This window comes from Streptomyces sp. NPDC005899 (genome assembly GCF_040629645.1).
Lineage (GTDB): Bacteria > Actinomycetota > Actinomycetes > Streptomycetales > Streptomycetaceae > Streptomyces.
In genome coordinates this window covers 1-16802 of record NZ_JBEXWB010000036.1, presented here as the reverse complement: position 1 = coordinate 16802, position 16802 = coordinate 1, and the positions used below count along the sequence as shown (strand labels likewise).

General features: G+C 71.4%; 16 protein-coding genes and 2 pseudogenes. 16 read left to right on the top strand and 2 right to left on the bottom strand.

What is annotated here, in order from left to right; translation table 11 throughout:
* Positions 1 to 88: 88 nt before the first annotated feature.
* The 7 genes and pseudogenes from ABZ371_RS07510 to ABZ371_RS07480 form a co-directional block, all read left to right on the top strand.
* Positions 89 to 385 (top strand): annotated as a pseudogene (locus ABZ371_RS07510) (urease subunit gamma); the annotation flags it as partial.
* Between the two features lie 9 nt (positions 386 to 394).
* On the top strand, positions 395 to 946 hold the full coding sequence (locus ABZ371_RS07505; protein ID WP_358674918.1) for an urease subunit beta: 552 nt from the start codon (positions 395 to 397) through the stop codon (positions 944 to 946).
* Positions 943 to 2991, top strand: coding sequence for an urease subunit alpha (locus ABZ371_RS07500; protein ID WP_358674878.1), 2049 nt, complete (start codon positions 943 to 945; stop codon positions 2989 to 2991). Before ABZ371_RS07505 ends, ABZ371_RS07500 begins: the two co-directional genes overlap by 4 nt.
* A gap of 119 nt (positions 2992 to 3110) precedes the next feature.
* The gene (locus ABZ371_RS07495) at positions 3111 to 3785 is read left to right on the top strand and encodes an urease accessory UreF family protein (protein ID WP_358674875.1); all 675 of its coding nucleotides are present in this window, start codon (positions 3111 to 3113) and stop codon (positions 3783 to 3785) included.
* A 27-nt stretch (positions 3786 to 3812) separates the two neighbouring features.
* Complete coding sequence (gene ureG / locus ABZ371_RS07490; RefSeq protein WP_358674872.1) at positions 3813 to 4508, top strand: urease accessory protein UreG; 696 nt, start codon at positions 3813 to 3815, stop codon at positions 4506 to 4508.
* Complete coding sequence (locus tag ABZ371_RS07485; RefSeq protein WP_358674869.1) at positions 4505 to 5389, top strand: urease accessory protein UreD; 885 nt, start codon at positions 4505 to 4507, stop codon at positions 5387 to 5389. Before ureG ends, ABZ371_RS07485 begins: the two co-directional genes overlap by 4 nt.
* A 52-nt stretch (positions 5390 to 5441) precedes the next feature.
* Positions 5442 to 5618: pseudogene (locus ABZ371_RS07480) on the top strand (substrate-binding domain-containing protein); the annotation flags it as partial.
* 10 nt (positions 5619 to 5628) lie between these two features.
* Here ABZ371_RS07480 and ABZ371_RS07475 read toward each other — a convergent pair.
* Positions 5629 to 6795: an MFS transporter gene (locus ABZ371_RS07475; protein ID WP_358674915.1), complete on the bottom strand. Its 1167-nt coding sequence runs from the start codon at positions 6793 to 6795 to the stop codon at positions 5629 to 5631.
* A gap of 304 nt (positions 6796 to 7099) precedes the next feature.
* Entirely contained in the window at positions 7100 to 8032 is a 933-nt protein-coding gene (locus ABZ371_RS07470; protein ID WP_358674866.1) for a LysR family transcriptional regulator, read from the bottom strand.
* A 128-nt stretch (positions 8033 to 8160) separates the two neighbouring features.
* Between ABZ371_RS07470 and ABZ371_RS07465 the strand changes: the two genes are divergently transcribed.
* The 9 genes from ABZ371_RS07465 (at position 8161) to ABZ371_RS07425 (ending at position 16639) form a co-directional block, all read left to right on the top strand.
* Positions 8161 to 9159 (top strand): fumarylacetoacetate hydrolase family protein, encoded by a 999-nt coding sequence (locus ABZ371_RS07465; protein ID WP_358674863.1) that lies wholly within the window; start codon positions 8161 to 8163, stop codon positions 9157 to 9159.
* Entirely contained in the window at positions 9156 to 10118 is a 963-nt protein-coding gene (locus tag ABZ371_RS07460; protein ID WP_358674860.1) for a cyclase family protein, read from the top strand. The genes ABZ371_RS07465 and ABZ371_RS07460 overlap by 4 nt, the downstream gene beginning before the upstream one ends.
* Before the next feature lie 24 nt (positions 10119 to 10142).
* Positions 10143 to 11273 carry an FAD-dependent oxidoreductase gene (locus ABZ371_RS07455; RefSeq protein WP_358674858.1) on the top strand — a complete coding sequence of 377 codons (1131 nt, stop codon included), beginning with the start codon at positions 10143 to 10145 and terminating at the stop codon, positions 11271 to 11273.
* Entirely contained in the window at positions 11270 to 12340 is a 1071-nt protein-coding gene (locus ABZ371_RS07450) for an amidohydrolase family protein (protein WP_358674855.1), read from the top strand. Before ABZ371_RS07455 ends, ABZ371_RS07450 begins: the two co-directional genes overlap by 4 nt.
* Positions 12337 to 13275: a VOC family protein gene (locus ABZ371_RS07445; RefSeq protein ID WP_358674852.1), complete on the top strand. Its 939-nt coding sequence runs from the start codon at positions 12337 to 12339 to the stop codon at positions 13273 to 13275. The genes ABZ371_RS07450 and ABZ371_RS07445 overlap by 4 nt, the downstream gene beginning before the upstream one ends.
* A gap of 89 nt (positions 13276 to 13364) precedes the next feature.
* Complete coding sequence (locus tag ABZ371_RS07440) at positions 13365 to 14336, top strand: fumarylacetoacetate hydrolase family protein (protein WP_358674849.1); 972 nt, start codon at positions 13365 to 13367, stop codon at positions 14334 to 14336.
* Positions 14333 to 15088 carry an SDR family oxidoreductase gene (locus ABZ371_RS07435; RefSeq protein WP_358674846.1) on the top strand — a complete coding sequence of 252 codons (756 nt, stop codon included), beginning with the start codon at positions 14333 to 14335 and terminating at the stop codon, positions 15086 to 15088. The genes ABZ371_RS07440 and ABZ371_RS07435 overlap by 4 nt, the downstream gene beginning before the upstream one ends.
* A gap of 148 nt (positions 15089 to 15236) precedes the next feature.
* Positions 15237 to 15992, top strand: a complete 756-nt coding sequence (locus ABZ371_RS07430; RefSeq protein WP_358674843.1) for a CoA transferase subunit A — start codon at positions 15237 to 15239, stop codon at positions 15990 to 15992.
* Positions 15992 to 16639 (top strand): CoA transferase subunit B, encoded by a 648-nt coding sequence (locus tag ABZ371_RS07425; protein WP_358674840.1) that lies wholly within the window; start codon positions 15992 to 15994, stop codon positions 16637 to 16639. Before ABZ371_RS07430 ends, ABZ371_RS07425 begins: the two co-directional genes overlap by 1 nt.
* The last annotated feature ends 163 nt before the right edge of the window (positions 16640 to 16802 follow it).

Here is a 16802-nt window from a genome sequence, read left to right as displayed (position 1 = left end):
GGGTGCGCGCCCGCCGCCGTCCGGGAACGTGGACGGACCTCGGCGGGCCCGGCAGCACGCACCATCCGCACAACAGAGACGACTCATCGTGCATCTGACTCCGCATGAGCAGGAACGCCTGCTGATCCATGTCGCGGCCGATGTGGCCGGCAAGCGCCGTGGCCAGGGCCTGCGCTTGAACTACCCCGAGACGATGGCGCTGCTGACCGTGCACGTCTTCGAGGCGGCGCGCAGCGGCCGGACGGTCAGCGACATCATGGACTCGGGCCGGCGGGTGCTCACCCGTGACGACGTGATGGACGGCGTCCCGGAGATGATCAAGAACATCCAGGTGGAGGCGACCTTTCCGGACGGCACCAAACTGGTCACCATCCACGACCCCCTCCCGGAGGGCGTGGAGCCACCCGAGATCCACCCGGGCAAGGTCGAGCACCCCCGGCCGCCCCGCACACCGGGCTCACCCGTCGACTGCGAGGACGGCGCCCATGCGTCCGTGAGCCGCGAGGACGCCGACGACGCGGCCTCCCGGTACGACGCGATCTCCTTCAACGTGCACCTCGACGGGGACGCGCGAGGTGTCAGCCTGCAGACGGATGCCACCGACCTCCCGGGCCCGGGCAGGACGAGGATCAAGGTGAGGAACGAGTCGGACCGCCCCGTCCAGGTCGGCTCCCACTATCACTTCGCCGAGGTCAACCCGGGGTTGAAGGTCGTCAGCATCGAGGTCCCGGCCGGCCGGCCGGTCCCGTCGGACCGCAGTCTGTGGAACTGCGACGCGGCGAGGGGCCGACGGCTCAACATCGCCGCGGGCACGTCCGTGCGTTTCGAACCGGGCGACGAGTGCTGCGTGGAACTGGTGCAGATCCAGGGCGAGGTGACGGCCGGCGGCGGCGACACGGGCGACCTCACCAGAATCCAGGGACTGCGCGAGGGGATCGTCCGATGAGCGACCCGCAGACAGGAGAACGCGGCCAGGCGCTCAGGCCTGCGCAGAGCCGGCCGAAACCGACCAACGAGCTGACACGGGCGGAGTACACAGCCCTGTACGGGCCGACCACGCGGGACAGGGTCCGGCTCGCCGACACCGACCTCACGCTGGAGATCGAAGCCGACTGGAGCGGCGGCCCCTCGTACAGCGGCAACGAGATGATCTTCGGCGGCGGCAAGGTGATCCGCGAGTCGATGGGGATGTCCCACCTGGCGAGGGACGGGCGGAACAGCAAGGGCGCCGCCACCGGCCACAGGCCCGTGGACACCGTCGTCACGGGCGCGTTGATCCTCGACTGGTGGGGGGTGGTCAAGGGCGACGTCGGCATCCGCGACGGCAGGATCACGGCCGTCGGCAAGGCGTACAACCCCGAGACGATGCACCCGATCCCGAGCGACCGGTTCGAGATGCCGGATCGTACGACTGCCGGCAATACCGTGCCGGTTCCGCTGACGCCGGAGAGCTTCGTGGTGGGGCCGAGCACCGAGGTCATCTCCGGCAACGGACGGATCCTCACCGCCGGCGGCGTCGACACTCATGTCCACTTCATCTGCCCCGGGGAGATCCACGAGGCGCTGGCCTCGGGTGTGACCACCCTGATCGGCGGCGGCACGGGGCCGGCCGAGGGCAGTACGGCCACCACCGTGACACCGGGGGCGTGGCACATCAGGCGCCTGTTCGAGGCGCTGGACGAGTTCCCCGTCAACATCGGCCTGCTCGGCAAGGGCAGCACGATGAACGAACACGAGCTCAACGCGCAGGTGGACGCCGGCGTCTGCGGCTTCAAAGTCCACGAGGACTGGGGCGCCACCCCCGCCGTGATCGACCGGGCCCTGGACATCTGCGAACAACGAGGCGTCCAGTTGGCGCTGCACGCCGACTCGCTGAACGAGTCGGGCTTCCTGGAGAGCACACGCGCCGCCTTCACGGGTGACGCCAGGGGTGCGGACGGGAAGTTCACGGCGAGGAAGGCGCGCTCCGTCCACATCTTCCACGTCGAGGGCGCCGGCGGCGGCCACGCCCCCGACATGATCGAACTGGTGAAGGACCCGAACGTCCTGCCGGCCTCGACCAATCCGACGCGCCCCCTGACGGTCAACACCGTCAAGGAGCACGTCGACATGATGATCGTGTGCCACCACCTCAACCCGGAGATCCCGGCGGACATGGCCTTCGCCGACTCCCGGATCCGGCCCTCCACCATGGCCGCGGAGGACCTCCTGCACGACATGGGCGCCATCTCCATGATGTCCTCCGACGCCCAGGCGATGGGTCGCATCGGCGAGATGATCATGCGGACCTGGCAGACCGCCCACGTCATGAAGTGCCGCTACGGAGCGCTGAAGGAGGACCTCCTGGCCGCCGGGGTCCGCACGGTCACCGACGACACGGCCCGCGGCCTCGACGAGCGCCGGCAGCGGCCGAACGACAACTTCCGCGCGCGCCGGTACGTCGCGAAGTACACGATCAACCCGGCGATCACGCACGGCATCGACGCCCACACCGGCTCAGTGGAGACCGGGAAGCTCGCCGACCTGGTGCTGTGGGAGCCGAAGTTCTTCGGCGTCAGGCCGCACATGCTGCTCAAGGGCGGTCAGCTCGCCTACGCGCAGGTCGGTGATGCCAACGCGTCGATCACCACGCCACAGCCCTACCTGCCCCGGCCCGTCTGGGGCTCCACCGGACGCTCCCCCGGGCGCAACTCGGTGAACTTCGTGGCTCCGGGCGTGGCCGGCAAGCTGAACGGCGACGGCACCCGCAGTGATCCGGGCCTCGGCCTCGGTAAGGACTTCGTGGAGATCGCCAGCACCCGGCACGTCACGAAGGCCGACATGAAGCTGAACGACGCGTTGCCCGACAGCCTCGAAGTCGACCACAACAGCTTCGAGGTCACCATCGGCGGGGCGACGACGAGTGACGTCCGCACCGAACTCAACGGCGCGACCGTGCCGCGCTCCTACGTCACCGAAGTCCCGCTGGCACAGAGGTACTTCCTCTTCTGACCGGCCGCCTCCCCCGGCCGTCGGCTCCGCCGCCGCGGCCGGGCCCGGGCGGACCCGACGTCCTCGCCCGGGTCCACCGCATCCCGCCCTCCGACCCCGCGAAAGGCAGCCGCTCACCCATGAGCCGCGCAGCCCTGCTCCTCCTGGCCGACGGCCGCTTCCCCGCCGGCGGACACGCCCACTCCGGCGGTGTCGAAGCCGCCGTCGCCCACGGAGCCGTGCACGACACCCGGAGCCTGGAGGCGTTCTGCCTCGGACGTCTGCACACCGCCGGCCTGACGGCGGCCGGACTGTCCGCCGCAGCCGCCGCCGGCGTCGACCCGCTCCTGCTGGACGAGGCTGCCGACGCGCGCACCCCCGTCCCCGCACTGCGCGCCGTCGCCCGCAGACTCGGCCGGCAGATGATGCGCGCGGCCCGTGCCACCTTCCCCTCCCCCGCACTCGACGCCCTGGCTGCCGCCCGCCCGCGGGGCGCCCACCAGCCCATCGTCCTGGGCCTGGCCGCCCGCGCCGCGGGGCTGACTCCGCTGGACGCCGCCTATGCCGCCGCGTACGAGAACGCCGGTGGCCCGGCCACCGCGGCGGTGCGCCTTCTGAGCCTCGATCCGCTCGACGCCTCGGGGTTGCTGGCCCGCCTCGGCCCCGACACCGACGCCGTCGCGGCGGCTGCCGCCCAGGCCGCGGACCGCGTCCCGGCCGAGGGCGTCGACGCCCTGCCGTCGGCGTCCTCGCCGCTGCTGGACATCACCGGTGAACAGCACGCCGCGTGGACCGTCCGGCTCTTCGCCTCATGACACCTCCCCTCCCACCTGGAGTACTCCGTGCACCTCGACCACCCCGTGACCATGCCGCAGCGCTACACCCACAGCGCCGAACCGCTGCGCGCCGACGGAAGCGCCCGCGCCCTGCGCGTCGGCCTGGGCGGCCCGGTCGGTTCGGGCAAGACCGCGACCGTCGCCGCCCTCTGCCGCGCCCTGCGCGACCGCTGGCCCATCGCTGTCGTCACCAACGACATCTACACCCGCGAGGACGCCGAGTACCTGCGGCGCGAGGCCGTCCTGCCACCCGAGCGCATCACCGCCGTCGAGACCGGCGCCTGCCCGCACACCGCGATCCGCGACGACATCTCGGCCAACCTGGAGGCCGTCGAGCACCTCGAAGCGACCCTTCACCCCCTCGACCTGGTCCTCATCGAGTCCGGTGGCGACAATCTGACCGCCACCTTCTCCAAGGGCCTCGTCGACGTGCAGATCTTCGTCATCGACGTGGCCAGTGGTGACGACATCCCCCGCAAGGGCGGTCCCGGGATCACCACCGCCGACCTCCTCGTCATCAACAAGACCGACCTCGCCCCACACGTCGGCGCCGACCTGGACACCATGGCGCGCGACGCGAAGAGGCAGCGCGGCGACCTGCCCGTCGTCTTCACCAGCCTCACCTCCGACGACGGGGTCCGCGAGGTCGCCGAGTGGGTCACCGGCCACCTCACCCGGTGGCGCGCCGGGGCGACCGCATGAGCTTTTCCTCCCCACCGGCCGCCGTCCGCGCCCCCTCCGCCCCCGGCTCCCGCTCAGCCGGTGCCTCCTCACCAGGCACCCAGGACCCCGCGGTCCAGCAGCCCGCCGGGCACCCGGACGGTGTGCGTGCCACGGCCCGGATCCGCGCCGCGCACAACGGGCGCGTCACCACCCTCCCGCAACTGCTCAGCGACGGCCCCTTCCACCTGCGGCGCCTGCGCACCGCCGGCAGCGCCGCCAGGGTGGGCATCATCGGCGCGATGAGCGCTCCCCTGGGCGGCGACCGGCTCGCCCTCGACATCACCGCGGAGGACCGGGCGGAACTGGAGGTCACCACGGCCGCCGCCACACTCGCCCTGCGCGGCCCCACGACCGCGGCGGCCACCTACGACGTACGGCTCACCGTGGGCGAGCACGCCGGCCTGCGCTGGCTGCCACAGCCGCTGATCAGCGCCGCCGGCAGCAACCTGCACCAGACGTACACCGTCGAGCTCGCCGCCACCTCGCGGCTGACCCTGCGGGAGGAGCAACTCCTCGGCCGGGCCGACGAGGAGCCGGGCCACCTCGTCAGCCGCGTCCTGGTCCGCCGTGCCGGGCGCCCGCTGCTCGACCAGCGCACGGCATACGGGGCCCCGGAGCCCGGGTGGGACGGCCCGGCCGTCATGGACGGACACCGTGCCGTCGGCCAGCTGCTCGTCGTGGACCCGCGCCTCGGTCGCGGGCGGGATCCCGTACTGCTCGGGGAAGGGAGCAGGGACGGATGCGCGGTGCTCGCACCGCTGGCGGACGCCCCCGCGCTGCTCGCCACGGCCGTCGCACCGACCACGTCGGCCCTGCGGGCACTGCTCGACGAGGCGTACACCCACGCGCTCACCCGTTGACGCGGTCTCCGAGGACTGCGACGACGGCAGCACCAGGTGGTCGAAGTGCCCCGCGTCCGCCGTCGTGCCGCTCACCTCGGTGCGACGCCCTGCCGTGGCGATGGGTCGGCAGGCCGGCCGTCTGCTCGTCGAGGAGACGACCCGCGGCGCCGGCCACGAACACACCCACGTCGTACTGCAGCCAGAACTGGTCGTGCGCCGGCCGACCCCGGCCGCACCGGCACGGTGACCCGGATCGGTCAGGGCTGTTCAGGAGCATGCTGCCGCAGCTCTCGCCGCGTTGTACGGCGCGTGAAGGGCAGCAGTGCGGCCGAGACCAGCAGGGTGACCAGTCCCAGTAGCCCGACAGCTGATGCCAGGTCGCCCAGAACCCCCTTGCCTCCCAGGAGGACCAGCGGACAGACGAACTCGCCGAGGAAGAACGCCGCCGTCCACAGTCCGGTACCGCGCCCTCGGTCGGCGAAGTCGAGCCGGGACATCGCCAGAGTCAACAGCGAGGGAAGGAGCAGCCCCGTCCCGACGCAGTTCAGCACGGCGCCCGTGATCAACACGGGGAGACTCTCGGCGGTTCCCATGACGAGGAAGCCGGCGGCACACAACGAGAAGAGTGCCGGCAGTCGACGTAGCGGCCGGTCGGCGAGCCGGGTGAAGACGATCGAACCGACAACGGTGGCGGCGCTGGCGATCGCCGTTACCGCTCCGATGACGCCGGTGGAAGCCACACCCAAGTCGTCGAGGAGGTAGGACATCTCCACAGGGACGGCGTAGAAGACCACCGCACCGAACACCGTCAGCAGGCACAGGCCGGCCATCCGGCGCACCGGAAAGGGCCAGCGCTCGGCCTCGACGGGTTCCTGCTTCGCAACACGCTCGGCACCGGGCGCAGGTGCCGGAAGCACCCGGGCCATGGCGGGGGCCAGCAGCAGACCCACCGCGTACAGCCAGAAGGGTGCACGCCAGCTGATCGCCCCGAGAGCACCTCCGCATACGAAGAAGACGGTGGCGGACGCCGACGCGCACATGGTCTGCAGGGCGAGGTAGCGGTCCCGGATCCTGCCGGTGTAGTAGTCACCGATCAGGGTGGTGCAACAGGTCATGACGGCGGCCTCAGCGATCCCCAGCAGCACGCGGCTGACCACGATGCCGGGCAGGGAGTCCAGCCACAGCGGCACCGTTCCGAACAACGTGTACCCGAGGGTCGCCACGACCAACAGGCGCTTACGGCCGAGCCGATCGACGATGACACCCGCGTACGGGGCCAGGAGAGCCAGTGACAGCGCGGGGACCGTCAACACCAGGGGGACCAACGCCGCGTTACCCGGCACACCCTCGAAGTGCTCCTGCATGCGAGGCAGGACCGGAGCAAGCAGCACAGCGCCGAGGATGGGCAGACAACTGCCGGCCATCAGCAGAGCGGCCGGCAGCCTGCCCGCCACAGCCGGGTGTTCAACGCGCTCACTGACAGGCGGGTCAGCAGAAACCGGCATGGCGGCACTCCAGGATGCGAGGCGGGAAGGTCGCGCCATGGAGCGGGCGAGTCCGGCTGCCGGAGATCGCGGCGCATGGGCGCGTGCTGTGCCATGACTATGCGGTCCGCGTGCCGCACTGCCCACCCTCCATACGATCGGAGTTTCGGATGGCGGCGATCCAAGCCGTGGATGGCGCGATGTCTCCCGGCCGGGTCTCACCGGCGACCGCGGGGGCGCACGCTCATCGGTCTGCGGTCGGCGCCTCGGACACGTCAGCCATGCGCCTGCCCACGCGGGCAGTCGTCTCACGCAGCCAGATGTGGGCCGCGTCGTGGGTGTGGACCGGGTGCCACCACATCGCCTCCCGGAGTGGGACCGCTTCGTAGGGGGGCTCCACGGTCCGCACGGCGGCGAGCGGCGCGAGGAGCCGGGCGAGCCGTTCCTGGATCAGGGCGATGCGCCGTGTGCCCGCCACCAGCAGCGGCAGCAGTTGGAAGCTGTCGACGGAGACCTCCACGCGCGGCTCGATGCCGAGCATGCCGAGCTGGCGCACCGCGGGGGCGTCGTAGGTCCGCTGGTAGGTGACCCACGGCAGCCGCCCCAGATCGTTGAGGGTCAGCCGGTCCTCGACGCTCGGGTGGTCGTCCGCGACGAGGAAGACCCAGCTGTCCTGGTAGAGGTCGGTGGCGGGAAAGTCACTGATGACGCCGTGCGGCATGAGCAGCCCGTCGGTGGTGCTCAGCAGAGTCGCCGTGTCGTCGACCACGGTGGGCGGGGTCTGGACGAAGCGCAGCCGGATGCCGGGGGCCTCCTCGTGGACGACCCGGGCGAGCTCGGCGCCGAAGACGGCGACCGCGTAGTCGGACGCCACCAGTTTGAACTCACGCTCCTCGCTGCCCGGATCGAAGTCGGCCTGACTGGCGAAGAGGCGTTCCACCACCTCGTAGGCGGTGGACGTGCGGAGCAGGAGAACCTGGCCGAGGGCGGTGAGCTCGTAGTGGCCGCCGACACGGGCGAGCAGATCGTCGCCGAAGTGCCGGCGCAACCGGGCCAGGGAAGCGCTCATCGCCGGCTGACTGAGCCCCACCCGCTCCCCCGCACGCGTGACGTTGCGCTCCTCCAGCAGGGCACGCAGAGCGACGACGAGGTTCAGGTCGAGACGGGCCAGATTCACGAGATTTCTCCTTGCGGTAAGGCGCCGACCAGGCAGGAATAAACGTGATGGATGACAGCTATCCATCGAATCGATTTCCGTGATCCCGGGTGCTGGGTCCAGATTAGTCACACCGCAACCAGGAGGACATGTTCGTGAAATCTGCATCCGCGTCCGCGCTCTTCGCCGGACCGTTCGCTCTGGCCACGCTCTCGGCGCCGGACGGCCCTGCCTTCCCCGCGCTGGTCACGGCGGACGCCCAGGTGGTCGACCTGCGTGCTGCCTTCGGCGACGGTTCCCTGTCCATCCGCGATCTCCTGGAGACCTGGGACACTGCCGAGGAGCGGCTCACGGCGCTGGCCGGCGACAGCACGTCGGAGCGCAGGCCGCTGGCGGACTTCCGGGTGCACGCTCCTGTCGAACCGCGGCAGGTGTTCCAGTCCGGCGCGAACTACCGGCAGCACGTGATCGACCTGCATGTCGCGCACCGGGCGCCGGGCGACGACCGCTCGGAGGAGGAGAGGCGCGCGGAGGCGGCGGAGATCATGGACCGCCGGGCCACCGAGGACCTGCCGTACGTCTTCATCGGCCTGCCGAGCGCGATCACCGGACCGTACGACGACGTCGTACTCCCCGCATGGGCCGAGAAGCCCGACTGGGAACTGGAGCTGGCGGCCGTCATCGGCCGTCCGGCCCACCAGGTGTCGGTGCAGGAGGCCCTCGGGCACGTCGCCGGTTACACGATCGCGAACGACCTGACCGACCGGGCGACCGTCTTCCGACGGGACATGCCGCAGATCGGCACGGACTGGCTGCGCAGCAAGAACGCGCCCGGTTTCACCCCGCTCGGCCCGTGGATCGTGCCGGCCGAGTCGGTCGCGGACACCGGCGACCTGCGCCTGGTGCTGAAGCTGAACGGCGAGACCATGCAGGACGAGTCCACCGAGGACATGATCTTCGACGTCGCACGGATGGTGTCCTACGCCTCGCAGACCGCCCGGCTGCTGCCCGGCGACCTGGTACTCACCGGCTCCCCGGCAGGCAACGGCATGCACTGGGGACGGTTGCTGCGCGACGGTGACGTCATGGACGGCTCCATCACCGGACTCGGCGCACAGCGCACCCGCTGTGTCGCGGAGGAGTCATGAGCCTGGACCGCACCGACCCCGAGGGCTCGATCGCCGAGGCCGCCCAGGCGTACTCCAACTGGGGACGCTGGGGTGAGGACGACGTGCTCGGCACCCTCAACTTCCTGGACGAGGCGAGGCGGCGGGAGGCGGCCGCACTCGTCCGCCGGGGCGCCAGCTTCTCCCTGGCCCAGAGCTTCGACATGAACGGCCCCCAGAAGGGCTGGCGCCGCCGCACCAATCCGGTGCACACCATGCTGGACACCGGCACCGACGCGGCACTCGGCCTGCAGGGCTTCCCGCACGGCCTCGGCGGCGCCGACGACGTCATCGCGATGCCGTTGCAGTGCTCGACCCAATGGGACGGGCTCGGCCACATCTTCGACCACGGCAAGACGTGGAACGGCCGGGACGCGGCACGGACCGTCACCTCCGAAGGCGACCTCGTCACCGGCATCGAGCACATGGCCCCGCACGTCGCCGGACGCGGTGTGCTCCTGGACGTCGGCCGCCGGATCGGTGAGGACGGCGAACTGCCCGACGGTTTCGCGATCACCGCGGAACACCTGACGGCCACCGCCGAGGCCCAGGGCGTGAGCGTCGGCCGAGGCGACATCGTCCTGGTGCGTACGGGACAGCTCGCCCGCGCCCGCCGCGACGGCTGGGGGGACTACGCGGGCGGCCCGGCCCCCGGCCTCTCCTTCACCACCGCCGGCTGGCTGCACGGCAGCGAGATCGCCGCCATCGCCACCGACACCTGGGGATTCGAGGTGCGACCGAACGAGTTCGACGTCGCCTTCCAGCCGCTGCACCAGGTCGCCATCCCCAACATCGGCCTGCTCATCGGGGAGATGTGGGACCTGGACGCCCTGGCCGAGGACTGCGCGGCCGACGGCGCGTACGCGTTCTGGCTCACCGCCGCGCCCCTGCCCATCACCGGCGCGGTCGGCTCCCCCATCAACCCGATCGCCGTCAAGTAACCGCAGGGACAAAGGAGTTCCCCTATGAACGAAGCCCGTAAGGTCCTGGTGATCGGTGGCGGCGCTGCCGGAAACGCCGTGACGCTCCTTCTCCGGCGAGCCGGTGTCGACGTGCACCTGATCGAGGCCAAGGACGACTGGAACGCCACCGCCGGCTCCGGCATCACCCTCCAGGGCAACGCCCTGCGCGTGCTGCGCGAGCTGGGCGTGTGGGAGCAGGTCGAGGCGTCCGGCTTCGGCTTCGGGTCGGTCGGCATCACCGCCCCCGACGGGACCGTCCTGCACGCGCAGGAGGACATCCGCAGCGGTGGCGACGACCTCCCCGCCACCGTCGGCATGCAGCGGCCGCAGCTCCAGCACATCCTGATCGAGGCCGTGCGCGCCGGCGGCGCCTACGTCCGGCTGGGGGCCACGGCGGAGATCGTGGACCAGGACGCCGACGGCGTCTCCGTCCGCTTCAGCGACGGCTCCGAGGACCGCTACGACCTGGTGGTCGCCGCCGACGGCCTCGGCTCCACGACCCGGGCCGCCATCGGTATCACCGCGAAGCCCGAGCCGACCGGCATGGCCATCTGGCGCGTGGCCGCCCCCCGTCCGGCAGGCGTCGAGCGGACCGACCTCGCCTACGGCGGACCGGCCTTCATCGCCGGCTACTGCCCCACCGGCGACAGCACGCTCTACGCGTACGTCGTCGAGGCCAACCGCGACCGCGCCTCCATCCCGCCCGAGTCGTACGCCGACGAGATGCGCCGCCTGGCCTCCGCCTACGGCGGCAACTGGCCGGAGATCACCGAGCACATCACCGACCCCGCACAGGTCAACTACACCTGGTTCGACCGCATGCTGGTCGAGGGCTCGTGGCACCGCGGCCGGGTCGTCCTCGTCGGCGACGCCGCCCACTGCTGCCCACCCACCCTCGCGCAGGGCGCCGCCCTCTCCCTGGAGGACGCCTGGGTGCTGACGCAGATGCTGACCGGCTCCGACACCTGGGACGACGCCCTGTTCCAGGCGTACTACGAGCGGCGGATCACCCGCGTACGCCCCGTGGTGGAGGCGTCCGTACAGATCGGGCAGTGGCAGCTCGACGGGGTACGTGACGCCGATGTTCCCGGCCTGATGGGCCGCACCATGACGATGCTCCGGGAGCTGCCGTGACCGCCCGCCCGTCGCCCGGCGACCGCCCCTCGTCGAGCGCTCCCGCGCGCCGCTCCCGCACCGTGGACGTGCACGCCCACGTCCTGCTCCCGGAGATCGAGGCGCTCGTCGCCGGCCGGCCAGGCCTCGCCGGGGCCAGGGAACTGGACGCCCGGCGCAACGGCCCCGCCGCTCTCGCCGTCAGCGGCCCCATGGTGCGCGAGCGGATCCCGGGGCTCACCGACCCCGCTGTACGTCTGGCCGCGATGGACGCCCAGGGCGTGGACGTCCAGCTGGTCAGTCCCTCCCCGTCGCACTACCACTACTGGGCCGACGAGGAGACGGCCGAGAAGGTGTGCCGGGCCGCCAACGAGGGGACCGCCACGCACTGTTCGGCCGCCCCCGACCGGCTGCGCGGACTCGGACTCGTACCCCTCCAGCATCCGGGCCAGGCGGTGCGCGCCCTCGATCACGCCCTGGAGCAAGGGCTGACCGGGGTGGAGATCTCCAGCCACGCCCCGGGCAGGGAGCTGTCCGATCCCGCGTACGAACCGTTCTGGTCCCGGGCGCAGGAGACGGGCGCGATCGTCTTCCTGCACCCCTTCGGCTGCACGCTGGACGAGCGCCTGGACCGGTGGTACCTGTCCAACACGGTCGGCCAGCCCACCGAGAACGCCGTCGCCCTCTCCCACCTCATCTTCTCGGGCGTACTGGACCGCCACCCGGGCCTGAAGCTGATCGCCGCACACGGCGGCGGCTACCTGCCCACCCACATCGGCCGCTCCGACCACGCCTGGGCCGCCCGCTCCGACGCCGGCGCCGGATGCGCCCACCCGCCGAGCAGCTACCTCAAGCGGCTGTACTTCGACTCACTCGTCCACGACCCGCACGTCCTGCGCGAGCTGGTCCGGGTGGCCGGGGCCGACCGTGTGCTGCTCGGCTCCGACTTCCCCTTCGACATGGGCACCGAGGACCCGGTCGGCGCCCTGCGCGCCGCGGGGCTGCCCCGGGCCGACTTCGACGCCGTACGCGGTGACAACGCCGCCGCCCTGCTCGGCCCCACTCTCATCTGCGGAGGAACACCATGAGCGCCCGCCTGCTCACCCACCTGCGGCACGTCGACCTGGCCGTGCCCGACTACGACAAGCAGCTCGACTTCTACGCCGGGGTGTGGGGCCTCACGAAGGTCGCCGAGGACTCCGGGATCTCGTTCCTGGCCGCCGAGGGCTCCCCCGAGCAGTACGTCGTACGCCTGCGCGAGGCCGCGGAGAAGCGGCTCGACCTCGTCTCCTACGGCGCCGCGAACCCGGCGGACGTGGACACCCTCGCCGAGCGGCTCCTGGCCGGCGGCGTCCAGCTGATCTCGCGGCCCGGAGCCGTGGACACCCCGGGCGGCGGATACGGCTTCCGCTTCTTCGACGTCGACGGCCGCACCATCGAGGTCTCGGCCGACGTCGAGGTACGGCGGCACCGGAAGATCGAGGAGAAGGAGGCCATCCCGGTCAAGCTCTCCCACGTCGTCCTCAACTCCCCCGACCTCAACCGCACACGCCAGTGGTACGAGCGCCACCTCGGCTTCGCCCTCTCCGACACGCTCTCCTCGCCGCACATGGGCGAGGTCATGCACTTCATGCGGATCAGCAACCAGCACCACTCCATGGCCATCGCCCAGGGCCCGCACACCGCCCTGCACCACGTCTCCTTCGAGATGCGGGGCATCGACGAGTACATGCGCGGCTCCGGCCGTGTCATGCGGGCCGGTTTCCGCAAGATCTGGGGGCCCGGACGGCACATGGCGGGCGACAACACCTTCACGTACTTCCTCGACCCGCACGGCAACACCGTCGAGTACACCACCGAGCTGGAGAACCTCGACGAGGACACCTGGCACCCGCACGTCTACGACTTCTCCCGGCCCGAGGTCACCGACCAGTGGGGCACCGCCAACGCGATGAACGAACTCGTCGCCAAGGAGTCCTTCAACGACCCCGACCGGGGCGTCTTCATCGCCCCGCCCGTCTGAGCCGGACCACTCCTCTCCGCCGGGGCTGCTGCGGCCGTGTCGAGCACACTGCCGCAGCAGCCTTTCCCCGCCCCTCCTGGAGCCGCACCATGCGTTTCGCCACTTACGAACATCAGCACCGCCCCCGGGTGGCCGTCGTGGAAGAGGACGGCACGCTCTACCCCCTGCCCGGCGTCACGTCGCTCACCACGCTGCTCACGGAGACCGACGGGCTCCCCGGCCTGCTCGCCGCGGGTGCGGCGGCCCTGGACGTGCCGGCCGGGCCGCACGTCTCCCAAGTCCGGCTGCTGCCTCCGCTCCGGCCCGCCTCGGTACGCGACTTCGTGACCTTCGAGGAGCACGTCGAAGGGGTGCGCCGCGCGGTCGACGGCGTCGCCGGGGTGCCCGAGGAGTGGTACGCGGCACCGACCTTCTACTTCACCAACCCGCACGCGGTCTACGGCCCCCACGACGACGTCCCGGTGCCGCCCGGCTCCACCGCTCTCGACTTCGAACTCGAGGTCGCCGCCGTCATCGGCCGCGAGGGCCGTGACCTCACCCCGGAACGGGCCCGCGACCACATCGTCGGCTACACGGTCTTCAACGACTGGTCCGCACGCGACCTGCAGTCGGCGGAGATGCAGGTCGGTCTCGGCCCCTGCAAGGGCAAGGACACCGCAACCACCCTCGGCCCTTACCTGGTCACCGCGGACGAGCTGGAGCCCTACCGCGACTCCGAAGGCTTCCTGCGGCTGACTCTCACCGCCGCGGTCAACGGGGAGACCATCGGCGAGGACCTCCTGTCCAACATGAGCTGGACCTTCGAGGAGATGACCGCCTACGCCTCGCGCGGCACCCGGGTGGTCCCGGGCGACGTCCTCGGCTCCGGCACTTGCGGCAACGGCGGCTGCCTCGCCGAGCTCTGGGGCCTGCGCGGCGAGCGGACCCCGCCTCCCTTGCGACCGGGCGATGCCGTCAGTCTGACCGTCGAGGGCGTCGGCACGCTCACCAGCACCGTCGTTCCCGGTGCTGAGCCCCTGCCCCTGCCGACCGGCCGGCGTCGCAACCGGGAGCGGCCGTGACCGGCCCGCACGCCATGAGACTGCTCGGCAAGGTGGTCGTCGTCACCGGCGCAGCCCGTGGTCAGGGCGCAGCCGAGGCCACCGCTCTCGCCCACGAAGGCGCCCACGTCATCGCCACGGACGTCGAACCCGGGGACGGCTGCCGCAGGCTGGACGTCACCAGCGAGCAGGACTGGGCCGCACTCGCCGCCGAACTCCGGGAGACATACGGGCAGGTGCACGGCCTGGTCAACAACGCCGGCATCACCTGGCGCGCCCGCGTCGGCGACGTGCGCCCCGAGGACATGGCGCGCGTCCACGCGGTCAACGTCACCGGCCCTCTCCTGGGCATCCAGCACCTCACGCCCCTGATGCCCCCGGGCTCCTCGATCGTGAACGTCGGCTCCTCCGCAGCCCTCACCGCCCATTACCCGGTCGCGTACACGACCAGTAAGTGGGCGCTGCGGGGACTGTCGAAGACGGCTGCGCTGGAGCTCGGCCCGCGCGGTATCCGTGTCAACACCGTCCATCCCGGTTACATCGAGACCGGGATGACCGCCTCCGCCGCCCCGGCTTTCCGCGAGACCAACATCCGCGAGACCCCGCTGGGGCGTACCGGAAGCGTCGACGAAGTGGCGCCGCTGGTGGTCTTCCTGATGTCCGACCGGTCGTCGTTCATCACCGGAGCCGACATCCCCGTCGACGGCGGCCTGACCGCACACGGCGGCGTCAAGTCCGTCTCCGACGCCCTGCGCCCCGAGGCCGCCGGGTGAACCGGCTGGAAGGCCGGGTGGCTCCGGTCTCCGGCCCCGCCCGAGGCCGGGCAGCGTCCTGTGCTTCGCAGCCGGGCGCCGGCCTCGTCGTCGACGGTGGCTGGACCACGGTCCTGTCCGTCGCCATCACCCGAGAGGAACCACGCACGTGAACAAGGTCAGCGGCAGTGCCGCCGAGGCGGTCGCCGACATCCCCGACGGCGCCTCACTCGCCGTCGGCGGTTTCGGGCTCTCCGGAGTTCCTGACGCCCTCATCGACGCCCTGCACGAACAGGGGGCAGCCGGGCTGGAGGTCGTCTCCAACAACTGTGGCGTGGACGGCCGCGGCCTGGGCATCCTGCTCGCCGCGGGGCGCATCGCCCGGGTCACCGGCTCCTACGTGGGCGAGAACAAGGAGTTCGCCCGGCAGTACCTCAGCGGAGAACTCGAGGTGGAGCTGACCCCGCAGGGCACGCTCGCCGAACGCCTGCGGGCCGGCGGCGCGGGCATCCCCGCCTTCTACACTCCAGCCGGCGTCGGCACCCAGGTGGCGGAGGGTGGCCTTCCCTGGCGTTACGCACCCGACGGATCGGTCGCCGTCGCCTCACCGCCCAAGGAGACCAGGAACTTCTCGGGGCGGCCGTACCTCCTGGAGCACGGCATCACCACCGACTTCGCCCTCGTACGGGCCTGGCGCGGCGACCGGCACGGCAACCTCGTCTTCCGCCGAGCCGCCGCCAACTTCAACCCGCTCGCGGCCATGGCCGGCCGCGTCGCCATCGCGGAAGTCGAGGAACTCGTCGAACCGGGCGAGCTGGCACCCGACGATGTGCACCTGCCCGGCGTCTACGTACGGAGAATCGTGGAACTCACCCCTGGACAAGCCGCTGACAAACCTGTCGAGAAGAGGACGGTGAGCATCTGATGCCCTGGACCCGTGAACAGATGGCCTCCCGCGCGGCCGAAGAACTCGCTGACGGCTCCTACGTCAACCTGGGCATCGGCCTGCCCACCCTCATACCCGGCCACCTCCCGCCCGGAGTCCACGTCGTGCTCCACTCGGAGAACGGCATCCTCGGCACCGGCCCCTACCCCACCGAGGACGAGGTCGACCCGGATCTCATCAACGCCGGTAAGGAGACCGTCACCGTCCTGCCCGGGGCCTCCTTCTTCGACTCCGCGCTCTCCTTCGGCATGATCCGCGGCGGGCACATCGACACCGCCGTTCTCGGCGCCATGCAGGTCTCGGCCGGGGGCGACCTCGCCAACTGGATGATCCCCGGCAAGATGGTCAAGGGCATGGGCGGGGCGATGGACCTGGTCCACGGCGCCCGCCGCGTCATCGTCCTCATGGAGCACACCGCCAAGGACGGCAGCCCCAAGATCCTCCAGGAGTGCACGCTCCCCCTCACCGGCCGGCATTGCGTGCACCGCGTCATCACCGATCTCTGTGTGCTGGACGTGACCGCTCGCGGCCTCGCCCTCGTCGAGACGGCCCCCGGTGTCACCTTCGCCGATGTCAGGAAGCACACCGACGCCCCCGTTCGGGCGGACAGCCACACCACACGGTGAGGGGCAGGGGCGGCGGCCGGCTCGCGGACGAGCGGGTACGTCGCTTCGACGGCAGGTTGGGCCGCGACAGACACGCCGCAGCCCTGCGCGGCACCCCGTTCTCCTGCTCCAGGAGCCGGATGCGCTTGCGGGCCTCGCGCAGCTCGGCCGACTCACCCGCCAC

Bases quoted from the DNA above. Each gene is read 5' to 3' on its own strand.
- ABZ371_RS07500 (WP_358674878.1), top strand. From the start codon at position 943: ATGAGCGACCCGCAGACAGGAGAACGCGGCCAGGCGCTCAGGCCTGCG.
- ABZ371_RS07495 (WP_358674875.1), top strand. From the start codon at position 3,111: ATGAGCCGCGCAGCCCTGCTCCTCCTGGCCGACGGCCGCTTCCCCGCC.
- ABZ371_RS07485 (WP_358674869.1), top strand. From the start codon at position 4,505: ATGAGCTTTTCCTCCCCACCGGCCGCCGTCCGCGCCCCCTCCGCCCCC.
- ABZ371_RS07475 (WP_358674915.1), bottom strand. From the start codon at position 6,795: ATGGCCGGCAGTTGTCTGCCCATCCTCGGCGCTGTGCTGCTTGCTCCG.
- ABZ371_RS07465 (WP_358674863.1), top strand. From the start codon at position 8,161: ATGTTCGTGAAATCTGCATCCGCGTCCGCGCTCTTCGCCGGACCGTTC.
- ABZ371_RS07460 (WP_358674860.1), top strand. From the start codon at position 9,156: ATGAGCCTGGACCGCACCGACCCCGAGGGCTCGATCGCCGAGGCCGCC.
- ABZ371_RS07455 (WP_358674858.1), top strand. From the start codon at position 10,143: ATGAACGAAGCCCGTAAGGTCCTGGTGATCGGTGGCGGCGCTGCCGGA.
- ABZ371_RS07445 (WP_358674852.1), top strand. From the start codon at position 12,337: ATGAGCGCCCGCCTGCTCACCCACCTGCGGCACGTCGACCTGGCCGTG.
- ABZ371_RS07440 (WP_358674849.1), top strand. From the start codon at position 13,365: ATGCGTTTCGCCACTTACGAACATCAGCACCGCCCCCGGGTGGCCGTC.
- ABZ371_RS07425 (WP_358674840.1), top strand. From the start codon at position 15,992: ATGCCCTGGACCCGTGAACAGATGGCCTCCCGCGCGGCCGAAGAACTC.